Consider the following 21,859-nt stretch of genomic DNA (forward strand, 5'->3'; position numbering starts at 1 on the left):
CAGACCCAACCGCCGACCTCGCTGGCCGATATCACCCCCGAGCTGATGACGAAGTACAGCGAAGGCACCTTCACCGATCTGATCGGCCTGCGCTACACCGCCGTCGGCCCGGATCTGGTGCGTGGCGAATGGGAGGTCACCCCGAAGCTGCATCAGCCCGCCGGCATCCAGAACGGCGGTGTGCTGTGCACCGTCATCGAATCGCTGGCCAGTGTCGGCGGCGGCGTCTGGTACGGCGAGCGCGGCAACGTGGTCGGCGTGAACAACAGCACCGACTTCCTGCGCGCGGTCCGCGAAGGCACCCTCACCGGCGAGGCCACCCCGCTGCATCAGGGGCGGCTCCAGCAACTGTGGCAGGTCGTGGTCACCGATGAGACCGGGCGCATGGTCGCGCGCGGTCAGGTGCGGTTGCAGAACCTGCCTCATCAGTCCTGATCCGCTCGTCCCGCCGTCCCGTGTGAGCGCGGGTTGATACCGCGTTGCGCCGCGGAAACTTTCGTACCGGCTAATGTCCAGCGATCGTATTCCGGCGCCAGCGGCTGGCTGGAAACCCTTTCTCGCTCAGCGGCTTTGCTCGCGGGGTTGTTACGATCGCGCGGGCGTCGGCCGCGACGCCCGGTGGCCGTTGTCACCCGACGTCGACGTGAGATCGGTGGCGCCCAGCAGCTGGGCGCGGCCGCGCGGGAGTGAGGGAAAACGCTGTGTTCGGACTGACCAGGCGGCGCAGCCGGCAGATTCTGGCCGTGTTCGCGGTGCTCGCACTGGCCATGGGAATGCTGAGCTCGACCCTGTTCGACAAGGTGCAGGGCGGCGGATATATCGCCCCCGACAGCGAATCCAGCAAAGCCACCGAGGCATTGGCCGACGAATTCGGGCAGGCACCGCCGAACCTGGTGCTGCTGGTGGAGGCCGACCGGCGGCCCATCGACGACGACGAGGTGGCCACGGCCGCAACCGAACTGGTCGACCAGCTGAAGGGCGAGGCAGGCGTCACCGGCGTCGCCTCCTTCTGGACCGACAAGACACCGGCACTGCGTAGCGCCGACGGCCGCAAGGGCCTGATCGTGGCCAGCATCCTCGGCGACGAAGCCGAGGTCGACCGCCGGGTCGGCGATATCGCCGAACGCTTCGAGGGCAGCCACGGCCCGGTCGAGGTCCGCATCGGTGGCTACGCCATGCTGCTGCGCGAAACCGTGCAGCAGAGCGAAAAAGACGTGGTGATGGGCGAATCCATCGCCTTCCCGATCACCCTGATCGCCTTGCTGTTCGTCTTCGGCGGCCTGGTCGCGGCCAGCCTGCCGCTGCTGGTCGCCATGGTCACGGTGATGATCACCATGGGCACGCTGTGGCTGATCGCCCTGGTCACCGATCTGGCCGCCACCGCGACCAATGTCGCCACCCCTGCTCGGGCTCGGTCTCGCGATCGACTACAGCCTGCTGATGATCAACCGGTTCCGCGACGAGCTGGTCGCGGGCACCGATCCCGGCCCCGCGGTCGCGGCCACCATGCGCTCGGCCGGCCGCACGGTCGCCTTCTCCGCCGCCACCGTCGCCGTCGCGCTGTCGGGGCTGTTGTTCTTCCCGCTGCTCGCGGTGCGCTCGATGGGGTACGCCGGTCTCGCCGTGGCGCTGATCGCGGCGACCGTCTCGCTGACGGTGCTGCCGGCGATCCTGTATCTGGTCGGCACCCGCATCGACAAGGGCCAGCTCGGCTGGTTCTTCCGGGCCCCGCGGCCCGCACCCGGCGAAGGTTTCTGGCATCGCCTGGCCACCGCGGTCATGCGCAGGCCCGTGCCGATCGGGCTCGCCGTCGCGGCGCTGCTGCTGATGCTCGGCGCACCGTTCCTCGGCATCAAACTCGGCTTCCCCGACGAACGTTCGCTGCCGGAGTCGATGAACAACCGTCAGGTCACCGAGGCGATCCAGCGCGATTTCACCGTCACCGAACAGAGCGGACTGTTCGTCGTGCTGCCCGAGGACAAGTCCGGCCTCGACGCCTACGCCCGCCGGATCTCCGATATCGACGATGTGCAGCGGGTCGACACCGCGACCGGCAGCTACGCCCACGGCGGCCTGCTCGCCCCGGCCGCCGACGTGCACGAGCAGTTCGCCACCGACTCCGCCGCCTACCTGTCGGTGGTGCCCGACACCACCGACCCGGAGGTGCTGGATCGAATCGTGGACGACGTGCGCGCGGCCGAGGCGCCGTCGACGGTACTGGTCGGTGGTGTGGCGGCCGCCAATGCCGATGCCATCGACGAGGTGATCTCGACCCTGCCGATCGCGCTCGGGTTCGTCATCCTGGTGATGCTGGTGGTGCTGTTCCTGCTCACCGGCAGCGTGGTGCTGCCACTGCTGGCGGTCGTGCTCAGCTTCCTCAGCCTCACCGCGACCTTCGGCGCGCTGGTCTGGATCTTCCAGGACGGGCATCTGTCCGGCCTGCTCGATTTCACCGTCACCGGGGATCTGCCCGCCACGGTGCCGGTCATGCTCTTCGGCGTCGCCTTCGGCCTGGCCATGGACTATCAGGTCTTCCTGCTGGCCCGCATCCGCGAGGAATACGACCAGACCGGCAAGAACGAGGTCGCCATCGCGGTCGGCCTGGAACGCATCGGCCGCATCGTCACCGCCGCCGCGGTGCTGATCTCGCTGGTGTTCCTCGGCTTCCTCGCCTCCGACATCACCTTCATGAAGGCGTTCGGCGTCGGTCTGCCGCTGGCGGTGCTGGTGGACGCGACCCTGGTGCGCGGATTCCTGCTGCCCGCGGCGATGAAGGTGCTCGGCGACTGGAACTGGTGGGCGCCCGGGCCGCTGCGCCGCCTGCATGAGCGGTACGGCCTGGACGAGGGTCCGTCGCTGCCGCCCACTCCGGCCGACAAGGACGACTGGCGCCAGCCCGTCGGCGTCTGACAACAACGGTGGTGTCCGCGAAGGCGCGGACACCACCGTTGCTCCTGCGTCTGTCAGATTCCGCCGGTGGAGAGCAGACCGCCGTCGACGCGCACGGTCTCACCGGTGATCCAGCCGGATTCCTCCGACACCAGGAATCCGATCAGCCGCGCCACATCCTCGGGCGCACCGAGCCGCTTCAACGGATACACCTTCGCCGCGGCCTCCTCATCGGCCGAGTAGAGCGCGTCGGCGAAGGAGGTCTTGACCACGCCGGGCGCCACCGCGTTCACCCGGATCTTCGGCCCGAGCTGCCAGGCCAGCTCCTCGGTGAGCCGGATGAGCGCGGCCTTGGACGCGCCGTAGGCGGCGATCACGCCGGTGGAGCGGATACCGGCCACGCTGGCCACATTCACCACCGCGCCACCGTGCTCACCCATCCAGGCCCGGTAGGCCTGCTGGATGTAGCCGAGGGCGGCGACCACGTTGACGTCGAAGATCTTGCGCACGGCGTCCAGATCGGCGTCCATGAGGGAGCCGTAGACCGGGTTGATGCCGGTGTTGTTGATCAGGATGTCGAGCGAACCGAATTCGGTCACCGCGCGATCCACCGCGGCGGCGCGCGCGTCGGCGTCGCCGGAATTGCCCGCCAGCGCCACCACCTCACCCTGATGGCCGAGTTCGCGCAGCTGCGCGGCCGCCTGCTCCAGCGGTTCCGCCTTGCGCGCGGTGATCAGCACGTTCGCGCCCCGGCGCAGCAGCTCGGCGGCCACCGCGTGCCCGATTCCGCGGCTGGCTCCGGTCACCAGCGCGCTCTTGCCCAACAGATCCGTAGTCATGTGATGTCACGTTACTTCAGTCGCTGATCAGGTGGCGTCCGACTGGTGGCGGTCTCTGAAGTGCGGAGGCTGCGTTCATCGAGGCGCCGACGGGTCAGAGCAGATCGCAATAACCGTGCGCCGGGCGAGGGTAACGGCTCTCACGTCCGCCGGATGCCGGGAGTGCGGGGTGCGGCAGGTAAAATCGGTGGTTCTTGTGCGCATCACATCGCACAATCGAGCAGCATCCCCACCACCCGCCGAGGAGACATCTGTGATCACCGCGACCGACCTGGAGGTCCGGGCCGGAGTCCGCACACTGCTGTCGGCACCAGGGCCGGCCCTGCGCGTGCAGGCGGGCGACCGGATCGGGCTGGTCGGGCGCAACGGCGCGGGCAAGACCACCACCCTGCGCATCCTGGCCGGTGAGGGCGAACCCTACGCGGGCAAGATCCTGCGCTCGAGCGATATCGGCTACCTGCCGCAGGATCCACGCGAGGGCAATCTCGACGTGCTCGCCCGCGACCGGGTGCTGTCGGCGCGCGGGCTGGACACGCTGATCCGGGATATGGAAAAGCAGCAGGCGCTGATGGCCGAGGTGGCCGACGAGGCCGAACGCGATCGCGCGGTGCGCAAATACGGCAGGCTCGAGGAGCGGTTCTCGGCGCTGGGCGGCTACGTCGCCGAGAGCGAAGCCGCGCGCATCTGCAACAGCCTCGGCCTGCCCGACCGGGTGCTGGGCCAGGCGCTGCGCACGCTGTCCGGTGGCCAGCGACGCCGCATCGAGCTGGCCCGCATCCTGTTCGCCGCCTCCGACGGCAGCGGTGGGCGCTCGGACACCATCCTGCTGCTCGACGAACCGACCAACCACCTCGACGCCGACTCCATCACCTGGCTGCGCGGCTTCCTGCAGAACCACGAGGGCGGGCTGATCGTGATCAGCCACGACGTGGAACTGCTCGCCGACGTGGTGAACAAGGTGTGGTTCCTGGACGCGGTGCGCGGGGAGGCCGATGTCTACAACATGGGCTGGCACAAATACCTCGACGCCCGCGCCACCGACGAACAACGCCGCCGCCGCGAACGCGCCAATGCCGAGAAGAAGGCCTCGGCCCTGCGCGCCCAGGCCGCCAAGCTCGGCGCGAAGGCCACCAAAGCCGTTGCCGCGCAGAACATGGTCAAACGCGCCGAACGACTGATGTCCGAACTCGACGAGGTGCGCGTGGCCGACAAGGTGGCGCGGATCAAGTTCCCCGAACCCGCGGCCTGCGGCAAGACCCCGCTGATGGCGGAGAACCTCACCAAGGTCTACGGCTCGCTGGAGATCTTCACCGGTGTCGACCTGGCCATCGATCGCGGCAGCCGGGTCGTCGTGCTCGGCCTCAACGGCGCGGGCAAAACCACGCTGCTGCGGCTGCTCGCCGGGGTGGAGAAGCCCACCGCGGGCGGGCTGGTCGCCGGGCACGGGCTCAAGGTCGGTTACTTCGCCCAGGAACACGACACCCTCGACGACAACGCGACGGTGTGGGAGAACATCCGCCACGCCGCCCCGGACGCGGGCGAACAGGATCTGCGCGGCCTGCTCGGCGCCTTCATGTTCACCGGCCCGCAGCTCGACCAGCCCGCAGGCACCCTGTCCGGCGGTGAGAAGACCCGGTTGGCGCTGGCCGGTCTGGTGTCCTCGGCGGCGAACGTGCTGCTGCTCGACGAGCCGACCAACAACCTCGACCCGATCTCGCGCGAGCAGGTGCTCGACGCCCTGCGCACCTACGCCGGGGCGGTCGTGCTGGTCACCCACGATCCGGGGGCGGCCGAAGCGCTGGCACCCGAGCGGGTGATCCTGCTGCCCGACGGCACCGAGGACCACTGGTCGGCCGAATATCTGGAACTGATTCAGCTCGCGTGATTTTCATCACCGGATTCCGTTGATCACGGCCTCCGGAGTGCTTAGCCTGGAATGACGCTGCTCGGCGACTCGGAGGAAGCCATGAGCGACAGGCCGGCACACAGAGCCACATCGGGAAAGACCACCCTGGGTAAGGGCACACGCGTCACAGGAAAGTCGCGCGACCGCCTGCAATCGCAGTTGAAGAAGCAATACGAGGCGGGCGCGAGCATTCGCTCCTTGGCGCGCGCGACCGGCCGCTCCTACGGCTTCATTCACAACGTGCTGGTGGAGTCGCATGTGCAGCTCCGCAGCCGCGGCGGAGCCAACCGGCGCAAAGCCCAGTAATCACACCTCGGGGATACCGCGCACCGGTGGTGCGGCGGTGTCTGCCGGTGCGCGCAGGTCATCGCTCGGCGACCGCACCATCGCCGAGTACCAGCAGGTTGGCCAGGCTGGTGAAGATGGGCAGCCCGGTCTTGATCTCCAGGTACGCGAACTGGCCCTGCGGATTGACCTCGAGGAAGTAGTACTCGCCGTCCACGCCCAGGCGCAGATCCAGCACGCCGAAGCTCAGGCCGAGCGCGCCCATGAGGATCGCCAGTGATTTGCTCACCGAGGCGGGCAGTTGATCGGGCGCGAACTCGACCGAGGTGTCCAGCCGCGAATCGACGTGCCCGGCTCCGGCCTGGGAGTCGATGCGGACCGTCCACGCCACCCCGTCGACCCACACCACCCGCAGATCGCATTGCGCGACGACATAGTCCTGGAAGATGGTCGGCGCGCTGCGGATCCCGGCGAGCCTGGCCAGATCGGCTTCGGCGACGATCCTGGTCTCGGCGAACTCGGCCCTGCTGGTGCCGGTGCGTTTGTAAACCACTGCGCCGGGCCGTGATTCGATGAAGCTGCGGGCCTCGTCCGGATCATTGGTGATCAATGTCTCCGGGATCGCGAACCCGGCCCGGTGCGCGGTCTCGAGCTGGACGATCTTGCGGTTGGCGGTGCGATCGTTGCCGGGGTCGTTGACCCACAGCGCGGGGATCGACCACAGCAGGCCCTGGATGAACCCATCGCATTCGGCCTGCCGGAACGCGTCGTCGGTGGCGCGCACGCCGGCGGGCACCTGGCTCGGTTGCGGGCGCCGCCACCACACCGAGCGCACCTCGTCGAGGCCGATGAGATGCGACATCGACCGTGAGGTGCCGAGCCGGTCGAGCCGGAAACTACCGGACTCGCGCGGAAAATCACGCAGATCCAACTGAATCGGGTTGACGCCGTGTTGTTCTCGCAGCGTCGCCGCCATGGCGGTCGCGTGCAGATCGTCGGATTCGGAGACGATCAATACCGAACCCGTCCGGTGAGCGGCCACCTGCCCGCCGCTCAGTCGAGGCTGTCGCAGTTGATGCCGTCGTCGCTGCCCGCCTGCGATTTCGTCTGGCAATAGGTGAATGTCGCGCCGGTGCCCGGTGCGTCGAGCAGCTGGAGTTCGTCGGCCCAGGACTCGGTGAGCTCACGTAGTAGGTCGTCGCCGAAGGCGGGTGAGGGTGGGGAGGCCAGCGTCATCGGCCGGTCGACGACGTCGATGCGCAGCCTGCGGGTGAAGTCGGCGGTGGCGCCGGGGCGGATGTCGACCAGCACCGGCCGTCCCGGCGCGGCGGCGGTGGTGTCGGATTCGAGTACCCGCAGCACATCGGCGCGCCGGAAGGTCCACGTCCCCTCGGCCACCCGGACGGTGATGTCGCGTTCCGACTGGGCCACGAGCATGCCCTGCAATGCGGGAACACGGTCACCGGTCGCCGCGGGGCCGGGGAAGTGGATGGCATCGGTCATGGTGGAAACTCCGATCTGCTCATGATTTGCCAGGACCCCCGAGCGTGCTCTGGATCATATCGCGTGCGGGGTTGTCCACGGCCCGGATCGCGAGATTTACCGTGGCTCCGGCAAACCGGAATTGCGCGCGGGAACCACTAGCGCCGAAAGATTTTCGGTGCGGTGGCGCGACAGGGCGCGCAATCACATGGCTATCGCGCGCGCGGCGCACCCGCCTGCGGGTTTTGCCCGAAAGTGGCGTGCGCCCGCTTTCCGAGCGCGGTCAGACCCGGACGGGTTTCACAAAGTGCGATGCCGGCCGCCGCCTGCGGTGCCGGCAGCACCGGCGACCGTCGTCGCCGGTGCTGTCAGAGCCCGAGCAGTTCGGTGCGATCGGTGAGTGCGCGGAAGCGCTCGCGGGGATCGGCGACGAGCTTGCGGGCCGACAGATCGAGCAGCCCGCCGGTGACGCGGAACTCCGCGGCGATGGTGCCGTCGAGTTTGCGGATCTGCTGGCGGATGCCGAAGATCTTGCCCTCCTGCCAGTCGAACTCGCAGGTGATCTCGACTTCGTCGCCGCCGCGCAGTTCGCGCAGGTACTTGATGTTCTGCTCGAGCACCACCGGGCCGACGCCGCTGGCGATCAGCTTGTCCTGGCTCACCCCGGCCGCCCGCAGCAGCTCCCATCGCGCGTGTTCGGCGTACTGGAGGTATACGGCCTGGTTCAGGTGGCCCTGAGTGTCGAGCTCGTATCCGCGGACGATGACGGGGACGGAGAAGGTCATGCCTTGGCGAACCCCGGGCCGGGACGCAATGTTCCCGGCCGCGGTGATATCCGTGTCACAGCGCGGGATTCAGCGACGGCCCGCGGTGCGTTCGCGCCACCAGTGCGGCGCGTCGACGAAGTGATTGTCGAACTCGTCCTGGGCGGCGCCGAGGTCGGCGAGCGTGGCCTCGCCGCGGGCGACGCGGTCCAGCAGCCGGAAGTAGTCGAACCGCTGCACGCCGGGCATCAGCGCGATCAGGACTCGGGCCCCGCTGTCGGGCGTCGCGCCGAAGGCGTGCGCCATACGCCGCGGGACCACGATCGATCCGCCGGCGCCCACGGTGATGATCTGCTCGCCCGCCAGCAGTTGCAGTTCACCGTCGGCGACGTAGAACAGCTCGTCGGAGCGGGTGTGATAGTGCGGCGCCGCGCCGTCGGCGCCGCGGCCCAAGGTGACTTCGACGGTGCTGACCGAGCCGCCGGTGTCGTCGGAGTCGATGAGCAGGCGCACCCGAGTGTTTTCGGTGCCGAGCGGTTCGGCCTCCTGTGGCTGACGAATGGCGGCCTCGCGTTCCGGTGTCGGCATGATTGCTCCAAAAGTTCGTTAGTTGATAATTAGACACCGAACTATATCTTGGCGAATAGAATCCTGTCCATGACCGATCCGACACCCGATGCGGTGGACGCCATCGCCGCGCAATGGCGCCGTGAACGGCCCGACCTCGAGCTGGAGGCGATGGCCGTGCTCGGACGGCTGGCCCGGTTCGAGGCGCTGGCGCGCCGTGAGATCGAAGCGGTGTTCACCGCCCACGGCTTGCAGCGCGGTGAGTTCGATGTGCTGGCGGCACTGCGCCGGGCCGGCGCGCCGTTCGAGCTGAACCCGTCCGTGCTGGCCGACACGCTCATGCTGTCGCGGGCCGGTATGACCGGGCGGCTGGACCGGCTGGAATCGGCCGGGCTGGTGCGCCGCATCGCCGACGCCGCCGACCGCCGGGCCATCCGGGTGGCGCTGACCGAGACCGGGCGCGAGCTGATCGACACCGTCGTCACCGAGCACACCGAGAACGAAACCCGGTTGCTGTCGGTGCTTTCCGCCGCCGACCGCCGCGAGCTGGACCGCATCGTCCGGGCCCTGCTCGCCGGATGGGAATCCGATTCGCCCTAGCCGGGGCGTGAGCGCAGGCACAATTGGGGTAGTTCGCTACTCGGGCGCCGGTCGTGGCCCGGCCGATACGTTGGGTGCCCTGCCGAGCGGTGGCGGGCCGGTGAGGAGGGACGGGCGATGATCGACATCATCACGCTGCGCGGAACCGGGGAGCCACGCGATCCCGGCGGCGCCCCGACGGGCATGCTCCGCGATGTCACGAAACTGCTCGACCCGCAACGGTTCCGGTGTTTCGAACCGGACTGGCCGGCCTCGGTCGGCCCGTCACCGGATGTGTGGGGTCCCTCGCTGGAGACCTCGGTGCGGTTGGGCACGGCCGCCGGCGTCGCCGCGATCCAGGAATCGCCGAATGTGTGTGGGCTGCTGAGCTATTCGCTGGGGTCGATCTGCGCGAGCAAGATCCTCGAAGGCGTGCGGGCGGGAACCTACACCAATACCGACGGCAGTCCGCTCGAGATCGCCTTCGTGGTGAACTTCGCCAATCCGCTGCGCCGCGCGGGCGAATCGGTGGGCGATCTGTGCCCGCCCGATACCTTCGGCCTGCACGGTCAGCGCGGCGACTGGCCCGATCTCGCGGTCCGCGAATACGCCAACCCCGGCGACATCATCACCTCGGTGCGCGCGGATTCACCGCTGCGCATCATCGACGTCGGGATTTCGCCGTTCTCGTTCGTGGAGGGCGCCCGGATCGGGAACGTGGCGCCGCTGATCTTCGCCGAACTGCTGCGTTTCCTGCTGATCGATCCACTCGCCAACGCTGCCCGCTACGCCGAGGCGGTGCACGGGGTGATCGGTTACCTCACGCCGTGGCCCGACGGCCAGCACGTGCTGTACTCCGGCCACGACATGCCGGGTACCGGCGTGCTGTGGACGACCCACGCCGCGAACTACCTCAACGCGACGTTCTGACCCAGCGCACCGCTCACTCCCTGCGGCGCACCGACGCCTCGACCAGATCCAGTACGGCGGAGAGGTTTTCGTTGGTGTGCCCGGAGGCGATGCGCGCGATGAGCCCGTCCAATACCAGGTCCAGATAGCCGAGCAGCACATCGGTCGGCACATCGTCGCGCAGCGCGCCGGCGGCCTTGCGGCGTTCCAGGCGGGCCAGCGTCGCGGCGGTCAATTCGGCCGAACGCTGCGTCCAGCCGGCCCGGAATTCCGGATCGGTGCGCAGCCTGCGCGCGATCTCGAGCCGGGTGCCGAGCCAGTTGAACTGCTCGGGATTGGCCAGCATGTCCCGCATGACCTGCACGATGCCCTGATTGGCCGCGACATCGGCCATCCGCTCGGCGTCTTCCTGGGCGAGGGCGAGGAACAGCGCGTCCTTGTCGCGGAAGTGATGGAAGATCGCACCGCGCGAGAGCCCGATGGCCTCCTCCAGTCGGCGCACGGTGGCGCCGTCGTAGCCGAATTCGGCGAAGCAGCGCCGGGCACCGTCGAGTATCTGGCTGCGCCGGGCAGCGAGGTGATCGTCACTGACCTTCGGCATGGTGCGAACTCCCTGGGAGTCGGGTGCGAACGAGAAATATCGGATCGAAGGAATGCGCGAAGGTCCGCGCACCGCGGGCACGGTGCGCGGACCTCACTCTGCGCTACGACCGGAACCGGTCGCGATGATCATCCCCGTGTGCGCGGGGATCGGGCCTCTCAGCCGCGAATCATCCCCGCGTATGCGGGGAAGGCGACCTCAGCCGCGAATCATGTTGCGCAGCACGTACTGCAGGATACCGCCGTTGCGGTAGTAGTCCGCCTCACCGGGGGTGTCGATGCGGACCACCGCGTCGAAGACGATCTTCTCGCCGTCTTCCTTGGTGGCGGTGACCTTCAGCGTCCGCGGGGTGACACCCTCGTTGAGCTGGGTGATGCCCTCGATGGCGAAGGTCTCGGTGCCGGTCAGGCCCAGGGTCTTGGCCGACTCGCCCGCCGGGAACTGCAGCGGGATGACGCCCATACCGATCAGGTTCGAGCGGTGGATGCGCTCGAAGGACTCGGTGATGACGGCCTTGACGCCCAGCAGGCGGGTGCCCTTGGCGGCCCAGTCACGCGAGGAGCCCGAACCGTATTCCTTGCCACCGATCACGACCAGCGGGATGCCGGCCTTCTGGTAGTTCTGCGAGGCGTCGTAGATGAACGCCTGCGGGCCACCCTCCTGGGTGAAGTCGCGGGTGTAACCACCGGAGACGTCGTCGAGCAGCTGGTTGCGCAGCCGGATGTTGGCGAAGGTGCCGCGGATCATCACCTCGTGGTTACCGCGACGCGAGCCCAGGGAGTTGTAGTCCTTGCGCTCCACACCGTGCGCGTCCAGGTACTGCGCGGCCGGGGTGCCCGGCTTGATCGGACCGGCCGGGGAGATGTGGTCGGTGGTGACCGAATCGCCCAGCAGCGCCAGCACGCGCGCACCCTTGATGTCCTCGACCGGCGAGGGCTCGAGCTGCATGCCGTCGAAGTACGGCGCCTTGCGCACGTAGGTCGAGTTCTCGTCCCACGCGAAGGTGTCGCCCTCCGGGGTGGACAGGTTCTTCCAGCGCTCGTCACCCTCGAAGACCGAGGCGTAGGACTTGGTGAACATGTCCCGGCTGATCGCCGACTTGATGGTGTCGTCGATCTCCTGCGGCGAGGGCCAGATGTCGCGCAGGAACACGTCGTTGCCGTCGGTGTCCTTGCCCAGCGGGTCGGTCTCGAAGTCGAAGTCCATGGTGCCCGCGAGCGCGTAGGCGATGACCAGCGGCGGGGAGGCCAGGTAGTTCATCGTCACGTCGGGGGAGATGCGGCCTTCGAAGTTGCGGTTACCCGAGAGCACCGCGGTGACCGACAGGTCGTTGTCGTTGACCGCCTTGGAGATCTCCTCCGGCAGCGGACCGGTGTTGCCGATGCAGGTGGTGCAGCCGAAGCCACCCAGGTAGAAGCCCAGCTTCTCCAGGTACGGCCACAGGCCGGCCTTCTCGTAGTAGTCGGAGACGACCTGCGAACCCGGCGCCATGTTGGTCTTCACCCACGGCTTGGTCGACAGGCCCTTCTCGACCGCGTTGCGGGCCAGCAGGGCGGCGCCGATCATGACCGACGGGTTCGAGGTGTTGGTGCAGGAGGTGATGCCCGCGACCACGACCGCGCCGTGGTCGAGCACGAACTCACCGCGCTCCTCGGACTTGACCAGCACCGGCTTGGAGGGACGGCCCTCGGCGCCGTTGGCCGCCGACCGCACGTCGATGGCGCCGTCGTCGGCGAAGGACAGCTCGGCCGGATCCGACGCGGGGAAGGACTCCTCGATCGCCTCGTCCAGCTGGGTGTGCGGGGTGGCGACGGAATCGTCGGTGTAGTTGTAGATGTCCTTGCGGAAGGCGATCTTCGACTCTCTGAGCAGGATGCGGTCCTGCGGGCGCTTCGGACCGGCGATCGAGGGGACCACGGTGTTGAGGTCCAGCTCGAGGTACTCGGAGTAGGCGGGCTCGTGGTCCGGGTCGTGCCACATGCCCTGCTCCTTGGCGTACGCCTCGACGAGCGCGAGCTGCTCGTCGCTGCGGCCGGTCAGGCGCAGGTAGTTGATGGTCTCGGCGTCGATCGGGAAGATCGCGGCGGTGGAACCGAACTCGGGGCTCATGTTGCCGAGGGTGGCGCGGTTGGCCAGCGGAACCTCGGCCACACCCTTGCCGTAGAACTCGACGAACTTGCCGACCACGCCGTGCTTGCGCAGCATGTCGGTGACGGTGAGCACGACGTCGGTGGCGGTGACGCCCGGCTGGATCTCACCGGTCAGCTTGAAGCCGACCACGCGCGGGATCAGCATGGAGACCGGCTGGCCGAGCATCGCGGCCTCGGCCTCGATGCCGCCGACGCCCCAGCCCAGCACACCGAGGCCGTTGACCATGGTGGTGTGCGAGTCGGTGCCGACGCAGGTGTCGGGGTAGGCCTGGCCGTTGCGGACCATGACGGTCGGGGCCAGGTACTCGATGTTGACCTGGTGCACGATGCCCATGCCCGGCGGGACGACGCGGAAGTCGTCGAAGGCGCCCTGGCCCCAGCGCAGGAACTGGTAGCGCTCGGCGTTGCGCTCGTATTCGAGGTCGACGTTGCGCTCGAGGGCGTCGGCGCGGCCGAAGACGTCGAGGATGACCGAGTGGTCGATGACCATGTCGGCGGGGGAGAGCGGGTTGACCTTGTTCGGGTCGCCGCCGAGGGTGGTGACGGCCTCACGCATGGTGGCGAGGTCGACGACACACGGCACGCCGGTGAAGTCCTGCATGATCACCCGGGCGGGGGTGAACTGGATCTCGACGTTCGGCTCGGCCGAGGGGTCCCAGTTGGCGATCGCGCGAATGTGGTCGGCGGTGATGTTGGCGCCGTCCTCGGTGCGCAGCAGGTTCTCGGCGAGGACTTTCAGTGCGTAGGGCAGTTTTTCGGTACCGGGCACGGCCGAGAGCCGGAAGATCTCGTAGGAGTTGCTTCCGACCTCGAGGGTGCCTTTGGCGCCGAAAGTATCGATACTTGTCGTCACGTCAGCTCCACTCATCTGTGAGGGTTGCCGTCGGCGGGGCTGTGCCGGCGGCCTACGTCTTCGGAGGGCTGCCCGCACCGAATGGTGCCGGTTCCTCGCGCTGTCGACTCTAACAGTACGCTTGTCCTATGAACGCGCCGGGGCGTCGTTCCGGCGCCGGTCGGCGTGGCGAGTGGCGCCGATGCGACACTGCGTCGCGTACTGTGCCACGTGAGCTGTCGGGGCGGCCGGTCCGGACGGACGGCCCCTTCGGCGTGCTCATCCGCAGTGTAGGAGACCCCGTCGCCTCGCGTGCCGATGCGGCTCGACAAGACCGGATGGAAGATGACCGTCTCGCACACCTGGGCTTTTTCTCTCGTCGCCACCGGGCTGCCGGAGAACACCGACCTCGGCGAGATCCGCGCGGATCTCGCCGATGACGGTGTCGCCGCGCCCGCGGGCAAGGACCAGTCCGAGCTGGCCGCCATCGTGGCCCAGGCGCGCGCCGATGGCATTCCGCTGAGCGTGGTCGTGGTGCAGGGCAACCCGTGGCACGACTCGAGCCTGCGCGATCTGGCCACCGAGGTCGGCAAGTTCCAGCACGGCACCGTCGCGGTCTTCAGCGACGACTGGATGGGCACCTACAGCGATTCGATCAGCCGGGTGCACCTGGAGTGGGCCGAGGACGCCGCGAAGTGGAAGGGCGGCAAGTCCGAGGAGGCGGTGCAGATCTTCGCCGACCGGCTGCAGCAGCCGGAATCGGTGCCGTGGACCGGATTCACCAGTGTGCTGCTGGCCGGCACCGTGGCCGCCGTCGGCGGGCTCTACTGGGTCAAGCGTCGCCGTGCGGCGAGCGCCGCGGCCGATTCGGTCGAGGATTCGGCGTCGGCGTCCGCCTGAGCCTTTCACTCGGCTCGCATCTCGAACCCCGCCCCATTTCCTGACGGTCGGTTTGTTTTCGGGGGGCGAAGCCTGTGCCGCATCCGGCTAATTTCGAGCAAAGCGCAAATTACGCGTCTGTGATTCCGTCGCTGTAGTTCCGGACGTGACGCAAGTGTCGTACGGTTCGAATGATCGCTGTTGGGGAAAGAGTGTTGACAGGGCAATTTGCCGACCACAGTGCTCCATGGGTCGGCTGGTGCTCGTGATGCCACGCCGCAGTCGGTTCGTCTGGAGGTGCGATGCGCAACATGCGAGGGCCCAGCCGTCGTCGTCCGCTGTCGATCGCTCTCGGTTTGCTGGTCGCGGCGGCGATCGTCGTCACCGGCGCACCGTCGACCGCCGTGCCGCCGCCCCCGCCCAACCCCAGCGACGGTGAACTCGCCGACGCCGGAGCCAGAGTCGACGCCGGCATCGGCCAGGTGGGGGTGCTGATCAATCAGGTCGCCGCCGTGGACGAACAGGTGCGCCAACTCGACGACGCGGTCGCGCTGCGCCGCGAGCAGGTCAACAAGGCGCTGGTCGATCTGCAGAACGCGCGCGATGCTGCCGACGCCGCTGCCGACCTGGTGGCCGCCACCCAGCGCGAACTCGCCGACGCCGGCACGCGAGTCGACCAGGCGCGCACCAACTTCGACGAATTCGCCACCCAGGCCTACACCCGGCCCGGCACCGGCACGATGATGACCTACCTCTCGGCTGCCGATCCCGACGCCGCGCTGGACCGCGCGCAGATCATCGGCCTGGTCACCAAGAACCAGCAGCAGGTGATGGACGGCCTGCGCCGCGCCCAGATCGATCAGGGCAACAAGAATGCCTCCGCCCGCCAGGCCAAGACCGCCGCCGACGCCGCGGCCGCCGACGCGGAACAGAAGAAGACCGCCGCCGAGGCCGCCGTCAGCGCCGCGACCGCCGAACTGAACCAGCAGACCGCGGTGCGCGATGACCTGCTGCGCCAGCGCGCGGACGCGCAGGCCCGGCTGGACGCGGCGCGGATGAACGTCACCGGGTTACAGAACCAGCGCGACGCCTACCAGGCCTGGGATCAGCAGCGGCGGGCCGAGGAAGCGGCGGTGCTCGCGGCGGCAGCGGCCGCGGCGGCGCGTGCGGCCGCCGATCAGGCAGCCAAGGACCGCGCGGCCCAGCTCGGCGCCGGTAAACGCCCGCACACCCAGCTCGAGGACTCACCGCGTACGAGCAAAACCACCCCGAGATCGGACCGGGACGAGGACGACTCCGAGTCCGGATCGGAATCCGACTCCGAGTACGAATCCGAGGGTTCCGACTCCGAGGACAGCGACGTCCCCTCCGTCACCGGCAGCGAGGCGATCGAGATCGTCGTGGACCGGGCCATGTCCCAGCTCGGGGTCACCTACGCCTGGGGCGGCGGCGATGAGGACGGCCCCACCCTCGGCATCCGCGACGGCGGCGTCGCCGACAGTCACGGCGATTACAACAAGGTCGGATTCGACTGCTCCGGACTGATGATCTACGCCTTCGCCGGCATCGGTGTCTCGCTGCCGCACTACAGCGGCTACCAGTACAACGCGGGCACCCGCGTGCCCGTCGACGAGCGTGAACGCGGCGACATGCTGTTCTGGGGGCCCAACGGCAGCCAGCACGTCGCGCTGTATCTCGGCGACGGCAAGATGATCGAAGCACCCCAGTCCGGCGACGTGGTCAAGGTTTCCCCGGTGCGGGAATCGGGCATCATGCCCTACGCGGTCCGCATCGTCACCTCCTGATCGGGCGCGAGTGCACGTACGGTGGACCGCGTAACGTCGCCCGGAGCGCGGATTCCGGCGCCGAATCCCGGCATATCGGGTCCGGTTGCGGCGAATGCGGTCATTACCTGGAATAGTTGTGGCAACACGCACAAGACCAAGGCGAAAGCGGGGATGTTGGTGACTTCGACGGACGGTGTGAGCGGGGCAAGTTTGGCGAAAAAGGCGCCTGCACCCGGGTCGAGCACCCTCGAGCGTGATGTCCAGACCCTCGAGAAGGCGATCTACGAGGTCAAGCGGGTCATCGTCGGACAGGACCGGCTCGTCGAGCGGCTGCTCGTCGGCGTGCTCGCCCGCGGCCACGTGCTGCTCGAAGGTGTGCCCGGCATCGCGAAGACCCTGGCGGTGGAGACCTTCGCCAAGGTCGTCGGCGGATCGTTCTCCCGCGTCCAGTTCACCCCCGACCTGGTGCCCACCGACCTCATCGGTACCCGCATCTACCGGCAGGGCCGCGAGGAATTCGACACCGAGCTCGGCCCGGTGGTGGCGAACTTCGTGCTCGCCGACGAGATCAACCGCGCCCCGGCGAAGGTGCAGTCGGCGCTGCTCGAGGTGATGGCCGAACGGCACGTCTCGATCGGCGGCAAGACCTATCCGATGCCCGATCCGTTCCTGGTCATGGCGACCCAGAACCCGATCGAGAGCGAAGGCGTGTACCCGCTGCCCGAGGCGCAGCGCGACCGCTTCCTGTTCAAGGTCGTCGTCGACTACCCGTCGGTGGAGGAAGAGCGCGAGATCATCTACCGGATGGGTGTCAGCGCGCCGGAGGCCAAGCAGATCCTGGAGCCTGCCGAACTCATCCGGTTGCAGCAGCTTGCCGCCAACACCTTCGTCCACCACGCGCTGGTCGACTACGTGGTCCGGGTCATCGCCGCGACCCGCACACCCGCCGAATTCGGCATGAACGACGTCGCGGGCTGGATCTCCTACGGCGCCTCCCCGCGTGCCAGCCTCGGCATCATCGCCGCGGCCCGTGCGGTCGCGCTGATCCGCGGCCGCGACTATGTGGTGCCGCAGGATGTGGTCGAGGTGATCCCGGATGTGCTGCGGCACCGGCTGGTGCTGTCCTACGACGCCCTCGCCGATGAGATCAGCCCCGAGGACGTCATCAAGCGGGTGCTGCAGACCGTCGGGCTGCCGCAGGTCGCCCCGCAGGCCGTCGGCCAGGGCGGCCCCGCCGCGCCCGCGCCGGTGCCGGCCAACGGCGCCCACCCCGGTAGTCCCGCGCCGCAGCAGCCTCAGCCGCAGTCCGCTCAGCAGCCGCCGGTGCCGCAGCAGGCGGGCCAGGTGCCGCAGGCCGCCGGCAACAGCCAGTCGAAGTGACCTCGACGCCGGAGCCGGTCGACCGAGTACCGATGTCATCGCACGCACCACCGTCGTTCCGATCGGGCGAGCTGACCGACCCGAAACTGTCGGCAGCCCTCAAAACCCTGGAGCTCACCGTGCGCCGCCGCCTCGACGGCGTCCTGCACGGTGATCACCTCGGCCTGATCCCCGGCCCCGGCTCCGAGCCGGGGGAGGCCCGCGCCTACCAGCCGGGTGACGATGTGCGCCAGATGGATTGGTCGGTCACCGCGCGCACCACCCATCCGCATGTGCGGCAGATGATCGCCGACCGCGAGCTGGAGACCTGGATGGTCGTCGACCTGTCGGCCAGCCTCGATTTCGGCACCGCGGCCTGCCAGAAACGCGATCTCGCCATCGCTGCTGCCGCCGCGATCACCCATCTGACCAGCGGCGGCGGTAACCGGATCGGCGCCGTCGTCGCCACCGGTGAGCACCTCACCCGGATTCCCGCGCGCAGCGGCCGGGTGCACGCGCAATCGCTGCTGCGCGGTATCGCGACCACCCCGCACGCCCGCGACGGTGTGCGCGGTGATCTGCGCGGCGCCATCGAATCGCTGCGCCGCCCGCAGCGCAAACGCGGCCTGGCGGTGATCATCAGCGATTTCCTCGGCGACATCGACTGGCAGCGTTCGCTGCGGGCCATCTCCGCCCGCCACGACCTGCTCGCCGTGCAGGTGCTCGATCCGCGCGATATGTCGCTGCCGGATATGGGCGATGTGGTGCTGCACGATCCGGAGACCGGCCGCACCCGCGAGTTCAGCGTCACCCCCGCCCTGCGTGCCGACTACGCGGCTGCCGCCCTGCGACACCGTCAGCAGGTGGAGCAGGCGCTGCGCAGCTGCGGCGCGCCGGTGCTCACCTTGCAGACCGACCGGGACTGGATCGCCGACGTGGTCCGGTTCGTATCCACCCGGCGCCACAGCCTCGGCGCCCCGACCGGGCGGGTGCCACGTCAGTGAGTATTTCCAACTTCACCGCGCAGATCTGGCTGGGTTTCCTCGCCGTAGTCGCGCTCATCGCCCTCGGCTATGTGCTGGTGCAGCGGCGCAAGCATCGCCACATGCTGCGGTTCAGCAATATGGAGCAGCTGGAGAAGGTCGCGCCCTCGCGGCCGAGCCCGCTGCGGCATGTGCCGGTGGCCTTGATCCTGGTCGGCCTGGTCTTCTTGACCATCGCCGCGGCCGGGCCCACCAAGGCGCAGAAGGAACCGCGTAACCGTGCCACGGTCGTGCTGGTCATGGACGTGTCGCTGTCGATGGAGGCGACCGACGTCGAACCGAACCGGCTCGAGGTGGCGCAGAAGGCGGCCAAGAAGTTCGCCGAGGGCCTGACCCCTGGCATCAACCTGGGTCTGGTGGCCTTCTCCGGTACCGCCTCGGTGCTGGTGTCGCCGACGACCAACCGCGAGGCCGTCAAGGCCGCGATCGACAACATCAAACTCAGTGAGCGCACCGCCACCGGTGAGGGCATCTTCGCGGCGTTGCAGTCGATCGAGACGCTGGCCTCGGTGCTCGGTGGCGCCGAAACACCGCCGCCGGCGCGCATCGTGCTGATGTCGGACGGTAAACAGACCGTGCCCGACGATCAGGACGTCGACAACCCGCGGCACGCGTTCACCGCCGCCCGGCTGGCCAAGACCAAGAACATCCCGGTGTCGACCATTTCCTTCGGCACCGAATGGGGTGTGGTCGAGATTCCGGACGAGGACGGCGGACGGCCGCAGCGGGTTCCGGTTCCGGTGGACGACGATTCGCTGCGCGAAATCGCCAAATTGTCCGGCGGCGATTTCTATACCGCGTCCAGCCTGGCCGAACTCACGGCCGTCTACGACACGCTCGAAGAGCAGATCGGCTACGAGATGACGATGGGCGATGCCAGCAGACCATGGCTGCTGTTCGGTCTGGTATTCATCTCCGCGGGTGTGGTCACCGGGTTGGTGACGCGGCAGCGGCTGCCGTAGTCGCAGGGTGTGCCGGGGCGTGTCCGTCCCCGGCACACCGCCGCGCATTCTTGCCTTCGCGGGTGATTTCTTCGATCGGGGTGCGGCCGAAACCGGCTGCGCCGGCGCTATTGCGCCCATTCCGGATAACGCGATTGGTGGGTTTCTACTGCCCGCCGTCGCTCATTCTGTGAAAAGCGACAGTGGCCTGTGCGATCGAACTATGACACCCGCCCCGGCCCGTTCATGAGCACAATTGTCAGCGCCCGCGCCGATCCGGACGTGTTTTTCGGTGGCGGGAACCATCGGCTAGATTGTCCGCATGTCGAACTCTGTCGATGACAGTCGTAAGTCGGAATCGCAGAATGCGGAGCGGGCCTCCCGGTCGGTACTGGTGACCGGTGGTAACCGTGGCATCGGTCTCGCGGTCGCGCAGCGGCTCCTCGCCGATGGACACAAGGTCGCCGTCACCCACCGCGGTTCGGGTGTGCCGGACGGGTTGTTCGGGGTGAAATGCGATGTGACCGACAGCGAGTCGGTCGATCGGGCGTTCTCCGAGGTGGAGGCCCATCAGGGTCCGGTCGAGGTGCTGGTGGCCAATGCCGGTATCACCGACGACACGCTGCTGATGCGAATGACCGAGGAGCAGTTCACCCGCGTCATCGACGCCAACCTCACCGGCGCGTTCCGTTGCGCCAAACGCGCCAACCGCGCCATGCTGCGCGCGCGCTGGGGCCGGATGATCTTCCTCGGCTCGGTCGTCGGCATGGCCGGTCAGGCCGGTCAGATCAATTACGCGTCCTCGAAGGCCGGCGTCATCGGCCTGGCCCGCTCGGTTACCCGTGAGCTCGGCTCGCGCTCGATCACCGCCAACGTCGTCGCCCCCGGCTTCATCGAGACGGACATGACGAAGGATCTGCCCGAGGATCTGCGCGACATGGCCAAGAAGTTCATCCCATTGCAGCGTCTCGGCAAAGCCGAGGATGTCGCCGCGGTGGTCAGCTTCCTCGCCTCCGAGGACTCGGCCTACGTCTCCGGCGCCGTGATCCCGGTCGACGGCGGCATGGGCATGGGGCACTGACCCACCGCTCGCCCCACCGAGAAATCGAAAGCCGCGCTAACGAAATACGGCGCCCAGCCGACAGTCCTCGCGGACCGCGGCACACATCCACACTGCAGGGAGAACCCAGAACTCATGAGCGGACTGCTCGACGGTAAGACCATCCTGGTCACCGGCATCATCACCGACGCCTCCATCGCGTTCCACGCGGCGGCCATCGCCCAGGAACAGGGCGCGAAGGTGATCATCACCGGTATCCCGGAGCGCCTGCGCCTGATCGACCGGATCGCCAAGCGCCTGCCCAAGGAGGTGCCGCCGGCGATCGGCCTCGACGTCACGAACGAAGAGGACCTGGCCGGGCTCGCCGACAAGATCCGCGAGCTGGCGCCGGAGGGTCTCGACGGTGTGCTGCACTCCATCGCGTTCGCCCCGCGCACGCTGATGGGCCCGGAAGCCAAGCCGTTCCTCGAAGGCCCCGGCCCGGACGCGGCCAAGGCCTTCGAGATCTCGGCGTGGAGCTACGCCTCGCTGGCGCGGGCGGTGCTGCCGGTCATGAACGAGGGCGGCTCCATCGTCGGTATGGACTTCGATCCGCGCACCGCGATGCCGTACTACAACTGGATGGGCGTGGCGAAGGCCGCGCTGGAGTCGGTGAACCGCTACGTCGCGCGTGAGGTCGGCGAGGCCAAGAAGATCCGCTCCAACCTCATCGCCGCCGGCCCGATCAAGACCCTGGCCGCCAAGGCCATCGCGGGCACCGCCACCGACGACGCCGCCAAGCTGAACCAGCTCAACACCTACTGGGACGGTGCCTCGCCGATCGGCTGGGATGTCGACGACCCGACCGTGGTCGGCAAGTCCGTGGTCGCGCTGCTCTCGGATTGGCTGCCCGGCACCACCGGCTCGATCATCTACGTCGACGGCGGCGCCAGCCACAACACCTGGTTCCCGGAGAACATGCCGGTCAACTGATCTGTTCACCTACGA

The 21,859-nt window shown here is 68.3% G+C and carries 20 protein-coding genes and 1 pseudogene; 14 read left to right on the plus strand and 7 right to left on the minus strand.

Annotated elements, in window-relative coordinates; translation table 11 throughout:
• Positions 1-45 precede the first annotated feature (45 nt).
• The 3 genes and pseudogenes from FEK34_RS14130 to FEK34_RS30780 all read left to right on the plus strand — a co-directional run bounded on the left by FEK34_RS14130 (position 46) and on the right by FEK34_RS30780 (position 2,910).
• The gene (locus FEK34_RS14130) at positions 46-435 is read left to right on the plus strand and encodes a PaaI family thioesterase (protein ID WP_249359249.1); all 390 of its coding nucleotides are present in this window, start codon (positions 46-48) and stop codon (positions 433-435) included.
• A gap of 338 nt (positions 436-773) precedes the next feature.
• Positions 774-1,331 (plus strand): annotated as a pseudogene (locus FEK34_RS31150) (MMPL family transporter); the annotation flags it as partial.
• A gap of 58 nt (positions 1,332-1,389) precedes the next feature.
• Complete coding sequence (locus FEK34_RS30780; RefSeq protein WP_283206600.1) at positions 1,390-2,910, plus strand: MMPL family transporter; 1,521 nt, start codon at positions 1,390-1,392, stop codon at positions 2,908-2,910.
• A 53-nt stretch (positions 2,911-2,963) separates the two neighbouring features.
• Here FEK34_RS30780 and FEK34_RS14140 read toward each other — a convergent pair whose 3' ends face one another.
• Complete coding sequence (locus FEK34_RS14140) at positions 2,964-3,728, minus strand: SDR family oxidoreductase (protein ID WP_104361023.1); 765 nt, start codon at positions 3,726-3,728, stop codon at positions 2,964-2,966.
• Between the two features lie 253 nt (positions 3,729-3,981).
• On the opposite strand from FEK34_RS14140, the gene FEK34_RS14145 reads away from it, so the two are divergent.
• Together FEK34_RS14145 and FEK34_RS14150 are read left to right on the plus strand one after the other, a co-directional pair.
• On the plus strand, positions 3,982-5,613 hold the full coding sequence (locus FEK34_RS14145; protein WP_138448329.1) for an ABC-F family ATP-binding cassette domain-containing protein: 1,632 nt from the start codon (positions 3,982-3,984) through the stop codon (positions 5,611-5,613).
• An 81-nt stretch (positions 5,614-5,694) separates the two neighbouring features.
• Positions 5,695-5,940 (plus strand): helix-turn-helix domain-containing protein, encoded by a 246-nt coding sequence (locus FEK34_RS14150; RefSeq protein WP_048834140.1) that lies wholly within the window; start codon positions 5,695-5,697, stop codon positions 5,938-5,940.
• A 58-nt stretch (positions 5,941-5,998) separates the two neighbouring features.
• Here FEK34_RS14150 and FEK34_RS14155 read toward each other — a convergent pair whose 3' ends face one another.
• The 4 genes from FEK34_RS14155 to FEK34_RS14170 form a co-directional block, all read right to left on the minus strand.
• Positions 5,999-6,961, minus strand: coding sequence for a hypothetical protein (locus FEK34_RS14155; protein WP_249359152.1), 963 nt, complete (start codon positions 6,959-6,961; stop codon positions 5,999-6,001).
• 11 nt (positions 6,962-6,972) lie between these two features.
• The gene (locus FEK34_RS14160; protein ID WP_138448330.1) at positions 6,973-7,422 is read right to left on the minus strand and encodes a hypothetical protein; all 450 of its coding nucleotides are present in this window, start codon (positions 7,420-7,422) and stop codon (positions 6,973-6,975) included.
• A gap of 347 nt (positions 7,423-7,769) precedes the next feature.
• Positions 7,770-8,186, minus strand: a complete 417-nt coding sequence (locus tag FEK34_RS14165; protein WP_138448331.1) for an acyl-CoA thioesterase — start codon at positions 8,184-8,186, stop codon at positions 7,770-7,772.
• Positions 8,187-8,255: 69 nt separating this feature from the next.
• Positions 8,256-8,753: a cupin domain-containing protein gene (locus FEK34_RS14170; protein ID WP_138448332.1), complete on the minus strand. Its 498-nt coding sequence runs from the start codon at positions 8,751-8,753 to the stop codon at positions 8,256-8,258.
• A gap of 69 nt (positions 8,754-8,822) precedes the next feature.
• Here FEK34_RS14170 and FEK34_RS14175 point away from each other — a divergent pair, with 69 nt between their 5' ends.
• Together FEK34_RS14175 and FEK34_RS14180 are read left to right on the plus strand one after the other, a co-directional pair.
• On the plus strand, positions 8,823-9,332 hold the full coding sequence (locus tag FEK34_RS14175; protein ID WP_138448333.1) for a MarR family winged helix-turn-helix transcriptional regulator: 510 nt from the start codon (positions 8,823-8,825) through the stop codon (positions 9,330-9,332).
• Positions 9,333-9,449: 117 nt separating this feature from the next.
• Positions 9,450-10,241: a hypothetical protein gene (locus FEK34_RS14180; protein ID WP_138448334.1), complete on the plus strand. Its 792-nt coding sequence runs from the start codon at positions 9,450-9,452 to the stop codon at positions 10,239-10,241.
• Between the two features lie 13 nt (positions 10,242-10,254).
• Here FEK34_RS14180 and FEK34_RS14185 read toward each other — a convergent pair whose 3' ends face one another.
• Positions 10,255-10,821: a TetR/AcrR family transcriptional regulator gene (locus FEK34_RS14185; RefSeq protein ID WP_014350851.1), complete on the minus strand. Its 567-nt coding sequence runs from the start codon at positions 10,819-10,821 to the stop codon at positions 10,255-10,257.
• A 198-nt stretch (positions 10,822-11,019) separates the two neighbouring features.
• Positions 11,020-13,824, minus strand: coding sequence for an aconitate hydratase AcnA (gene acnA, locus FEK34_RS14190; protein WP_138448335.1), 2,805 nt, complete (start codon positions 13,822-13,824; stop codon positions 11,020-11,022).
• Between the two features lie 297 nt (positions 13,825-14,121).
• Between acnA and FEK34_RS14195 the strand changes: the two genes are divergently transcribed.
• The 7 genes from FEK34_RS14195 to inhA all read left to right on the plus strand — a co-directional run bounded on the left by FEK34_RS14195 (position 14,122) and on the right by inhA (position 21,844).
• On the plus strand, positions 14,122-14,703 hold the full coding sequence (locus FEK34_RS14195; RefSeq protein ID WP_249359155.1) for a DUF6676 family protein: 582 nt from the start codon (positions 14,122-14,124) through the stop codon (positions 14,701-14,703).
• A gap of 281 nt (positions 14,704-14,984) precedes the next feature.
• Positions 14,985-16,487: an NlpC/P60 family protein gene (locus FEK34_RS14200; protein WP_138448337.1), complete on the plus strand. Its 1,503-nt coding sequence runs from the start codon at positions 14,985-14,987 to the stop codon at positions 16,485-16,487.
• A 153-nt stretch (positions 16,488-16,640) separates the two neighbouring features.
• Complete coding sequence (locus FEK34_RS14205; RefSeq protein ID WP_138448338.1) at positions 16,641-17,849, plus strand: AAA family ATPase; 1,209 nt, start codon at positions 16,641-16,643, stop codon at positions 17,847-17,849.
• 32 nt (positions 17,850-17,881) lie between these two features.
• On the plus strand, positions 17,882-18,832 hold the full coding sequence (locus FEK34_RS14210; RefSeq protein WP_138448339.1) for a DUF58 domain-containing protein: 951 nt from the start codon (positions 17,882-17,884) through the stop codon (positions 18,830-18,832).
• A complete protein-coding gene (locus FEK34_RS14215) occupies positions 18,829-19,833 on the plus strand; it encodes a VWA domain-containing protein (RefSeq protein WP_138448340.1) in 1,005 nt (334 codons plus the stop codon). Before FEK34_RS14210 ends, FEK34_RS14215 begins: the two co-directional genes overlap by 4 nt.
• A 301-nt stretch (positions 19,834-20,134) precedes the next feature.
• On the plus strand, positions 20,135-20,893 hold the full coding sequence (fabG1, locus tag FEK34_RS14220) for a 3-oxoacyl-ACP reductase FabG1 (protein WP_138448341.1): 759 nt from the start codon (positions 20,135-20,137) through the stop codon (positions 20,891-20,893).
• A 114-nt stretch (positions 20,894-21,007) separates the two neighbouring features.
• The gene (gene inhA / locus FEK34_RS14225; RefSeq protein ID WP_138448342.1) at positions 21,008-21,844 is read left to right on the plus strand and encodes an NADH-dependent enoyl-ACP reductase InhA; all 837 of its coding nucleotides are present in this window, start codon (positions 21,008-21,010) and stop codon (positions 21,842-21,844) included.
• Positions 21,845-21,859: the final 15 nt, after the last annotated feature.

This window comes from Nocardia cyriacigeorgica (assembly GCF_005863245.1).
Lineage (GTDB): Bacteria > Actinomycetota > Actinomycetes > Mycobacteriales > Mycobacteriaceae > Nocardia > Nocardia cyriacigeorgica_C.

Excerpts from the sequence above, each read along its gene's own strand:
- FEK34_RS14130 (WP_249359249.1), top strand. The coding sequence starts at position 46 with ATGACGAAGTACAGCGAAGGCACCTTCACCGATCTGATCGGCCTGCGC.
- FEK34_RS30780 (WP_283206600.1), top strand. The coding sequence starts at position 1,390 with ATGTCGCCACCCCTGCTCGGGCTCGGTCTCGCGATCGACTACAGCCTG.
- FEK34_RS14140 (WP_104361023.1), bottom strand. The coding sequence starts at position 3,728 with ATGACTACGGATCTGTTGGGCAAGAGCGCGCTGGTGACCGGAGCCAGC.
- FEK34_RS14150 (WP_048834140.1), top strand. The coding sequence starts at position 5,695 with ATGAGCGACAGGCCGGCACACAGAGCCACATCGGGAAAGACCACCCTG.
- FEK34_RS14160 (WP_138448330.1), bottom strand. The coding sequence starts at position 7,422 with ATGACCGATGCCATCCACTTCCCCGGCCCCGCGGCGACCGGTGACCGT.
- FEK34_RS14165 (WP_138448331.1), bottom strand. The coding sequence starts at position 8,186 with ATGACCTTCTCCGTCCCCGTCATCGTCCGCGGATACGAGCTCGACACT.
- FEK34_RS14170 (WP_138448332.1), bottom strand. The coding sequence starts at position 8,753 with ATGCCGACACCGGAACGCGAGGCCGCCATTCGTCAGCCACAGGAGGCC.
- FEK34_RS14175 (WP_138448333.1), top strand. The coding sequence starts at position 8,823 with ATGACCGATCCGACACCCGATGCGGTGGACGCCATCGCCGCGCAATGG.
- FEK34_RS14180 (WP_138448334.1), top strand. The coding sequence starts at position 9,450 with ATGATCGACATCATCACGCTGCGCGGAACCGGGGAGCCACGCGATCCC.
- FEK34_RS14185 (WP_014350851.1), bottom strand. The coding sequence starts at position 10,821 with ATGCCGAAGGTCAGTGACGATCACCTCGCTGCCCGGCGCAGCCAGATA.
- FEK34_RS14195 (WP_249359155.1), top strand. The coding sequence starts at position 14,122 with ATGCGGCTCGACAAGACCGGATGGAAGATGACCGTCTCGCACACCTGG.
- FEK34_RS14200 (WP_138448337.1), top strand. The coding sequence starts at position 14,985 with ATGCGCAACATGCGAGGGCCCAGCCGTCGTCGTCCGCTGTCGATCGCT.
- FEK34_RS14205 (WP_138448338.1), top strand. The coding sequence starts at position 16,641 with ATGTTGGTGACTTCGACGGACGGTGTGAGCGGGGCAAGTTTGGCGAAA.
- FEK34_RS14210 (WP_138448339.1), top strand. The coding sequence starts at position 17,882 with ATGTCATCGCACGCACCACCGTCGTTCCGATCGGGCGAGCTGACCGAC.
- fabG1 (WP_138448341.1), top strand. The coding sequence starts at position 20,135 with ATGTCGAACTCTGTCGATGACAGTCGTAAGTCGGAATCGCAGAATGCG.
- inhA (WP_138448342.1), top strand. The coding sequence starts at position 21,008 with ATGAGCGGACTGCTCGACGGTAAGACCATCCTGGTCACCGGCATCATC.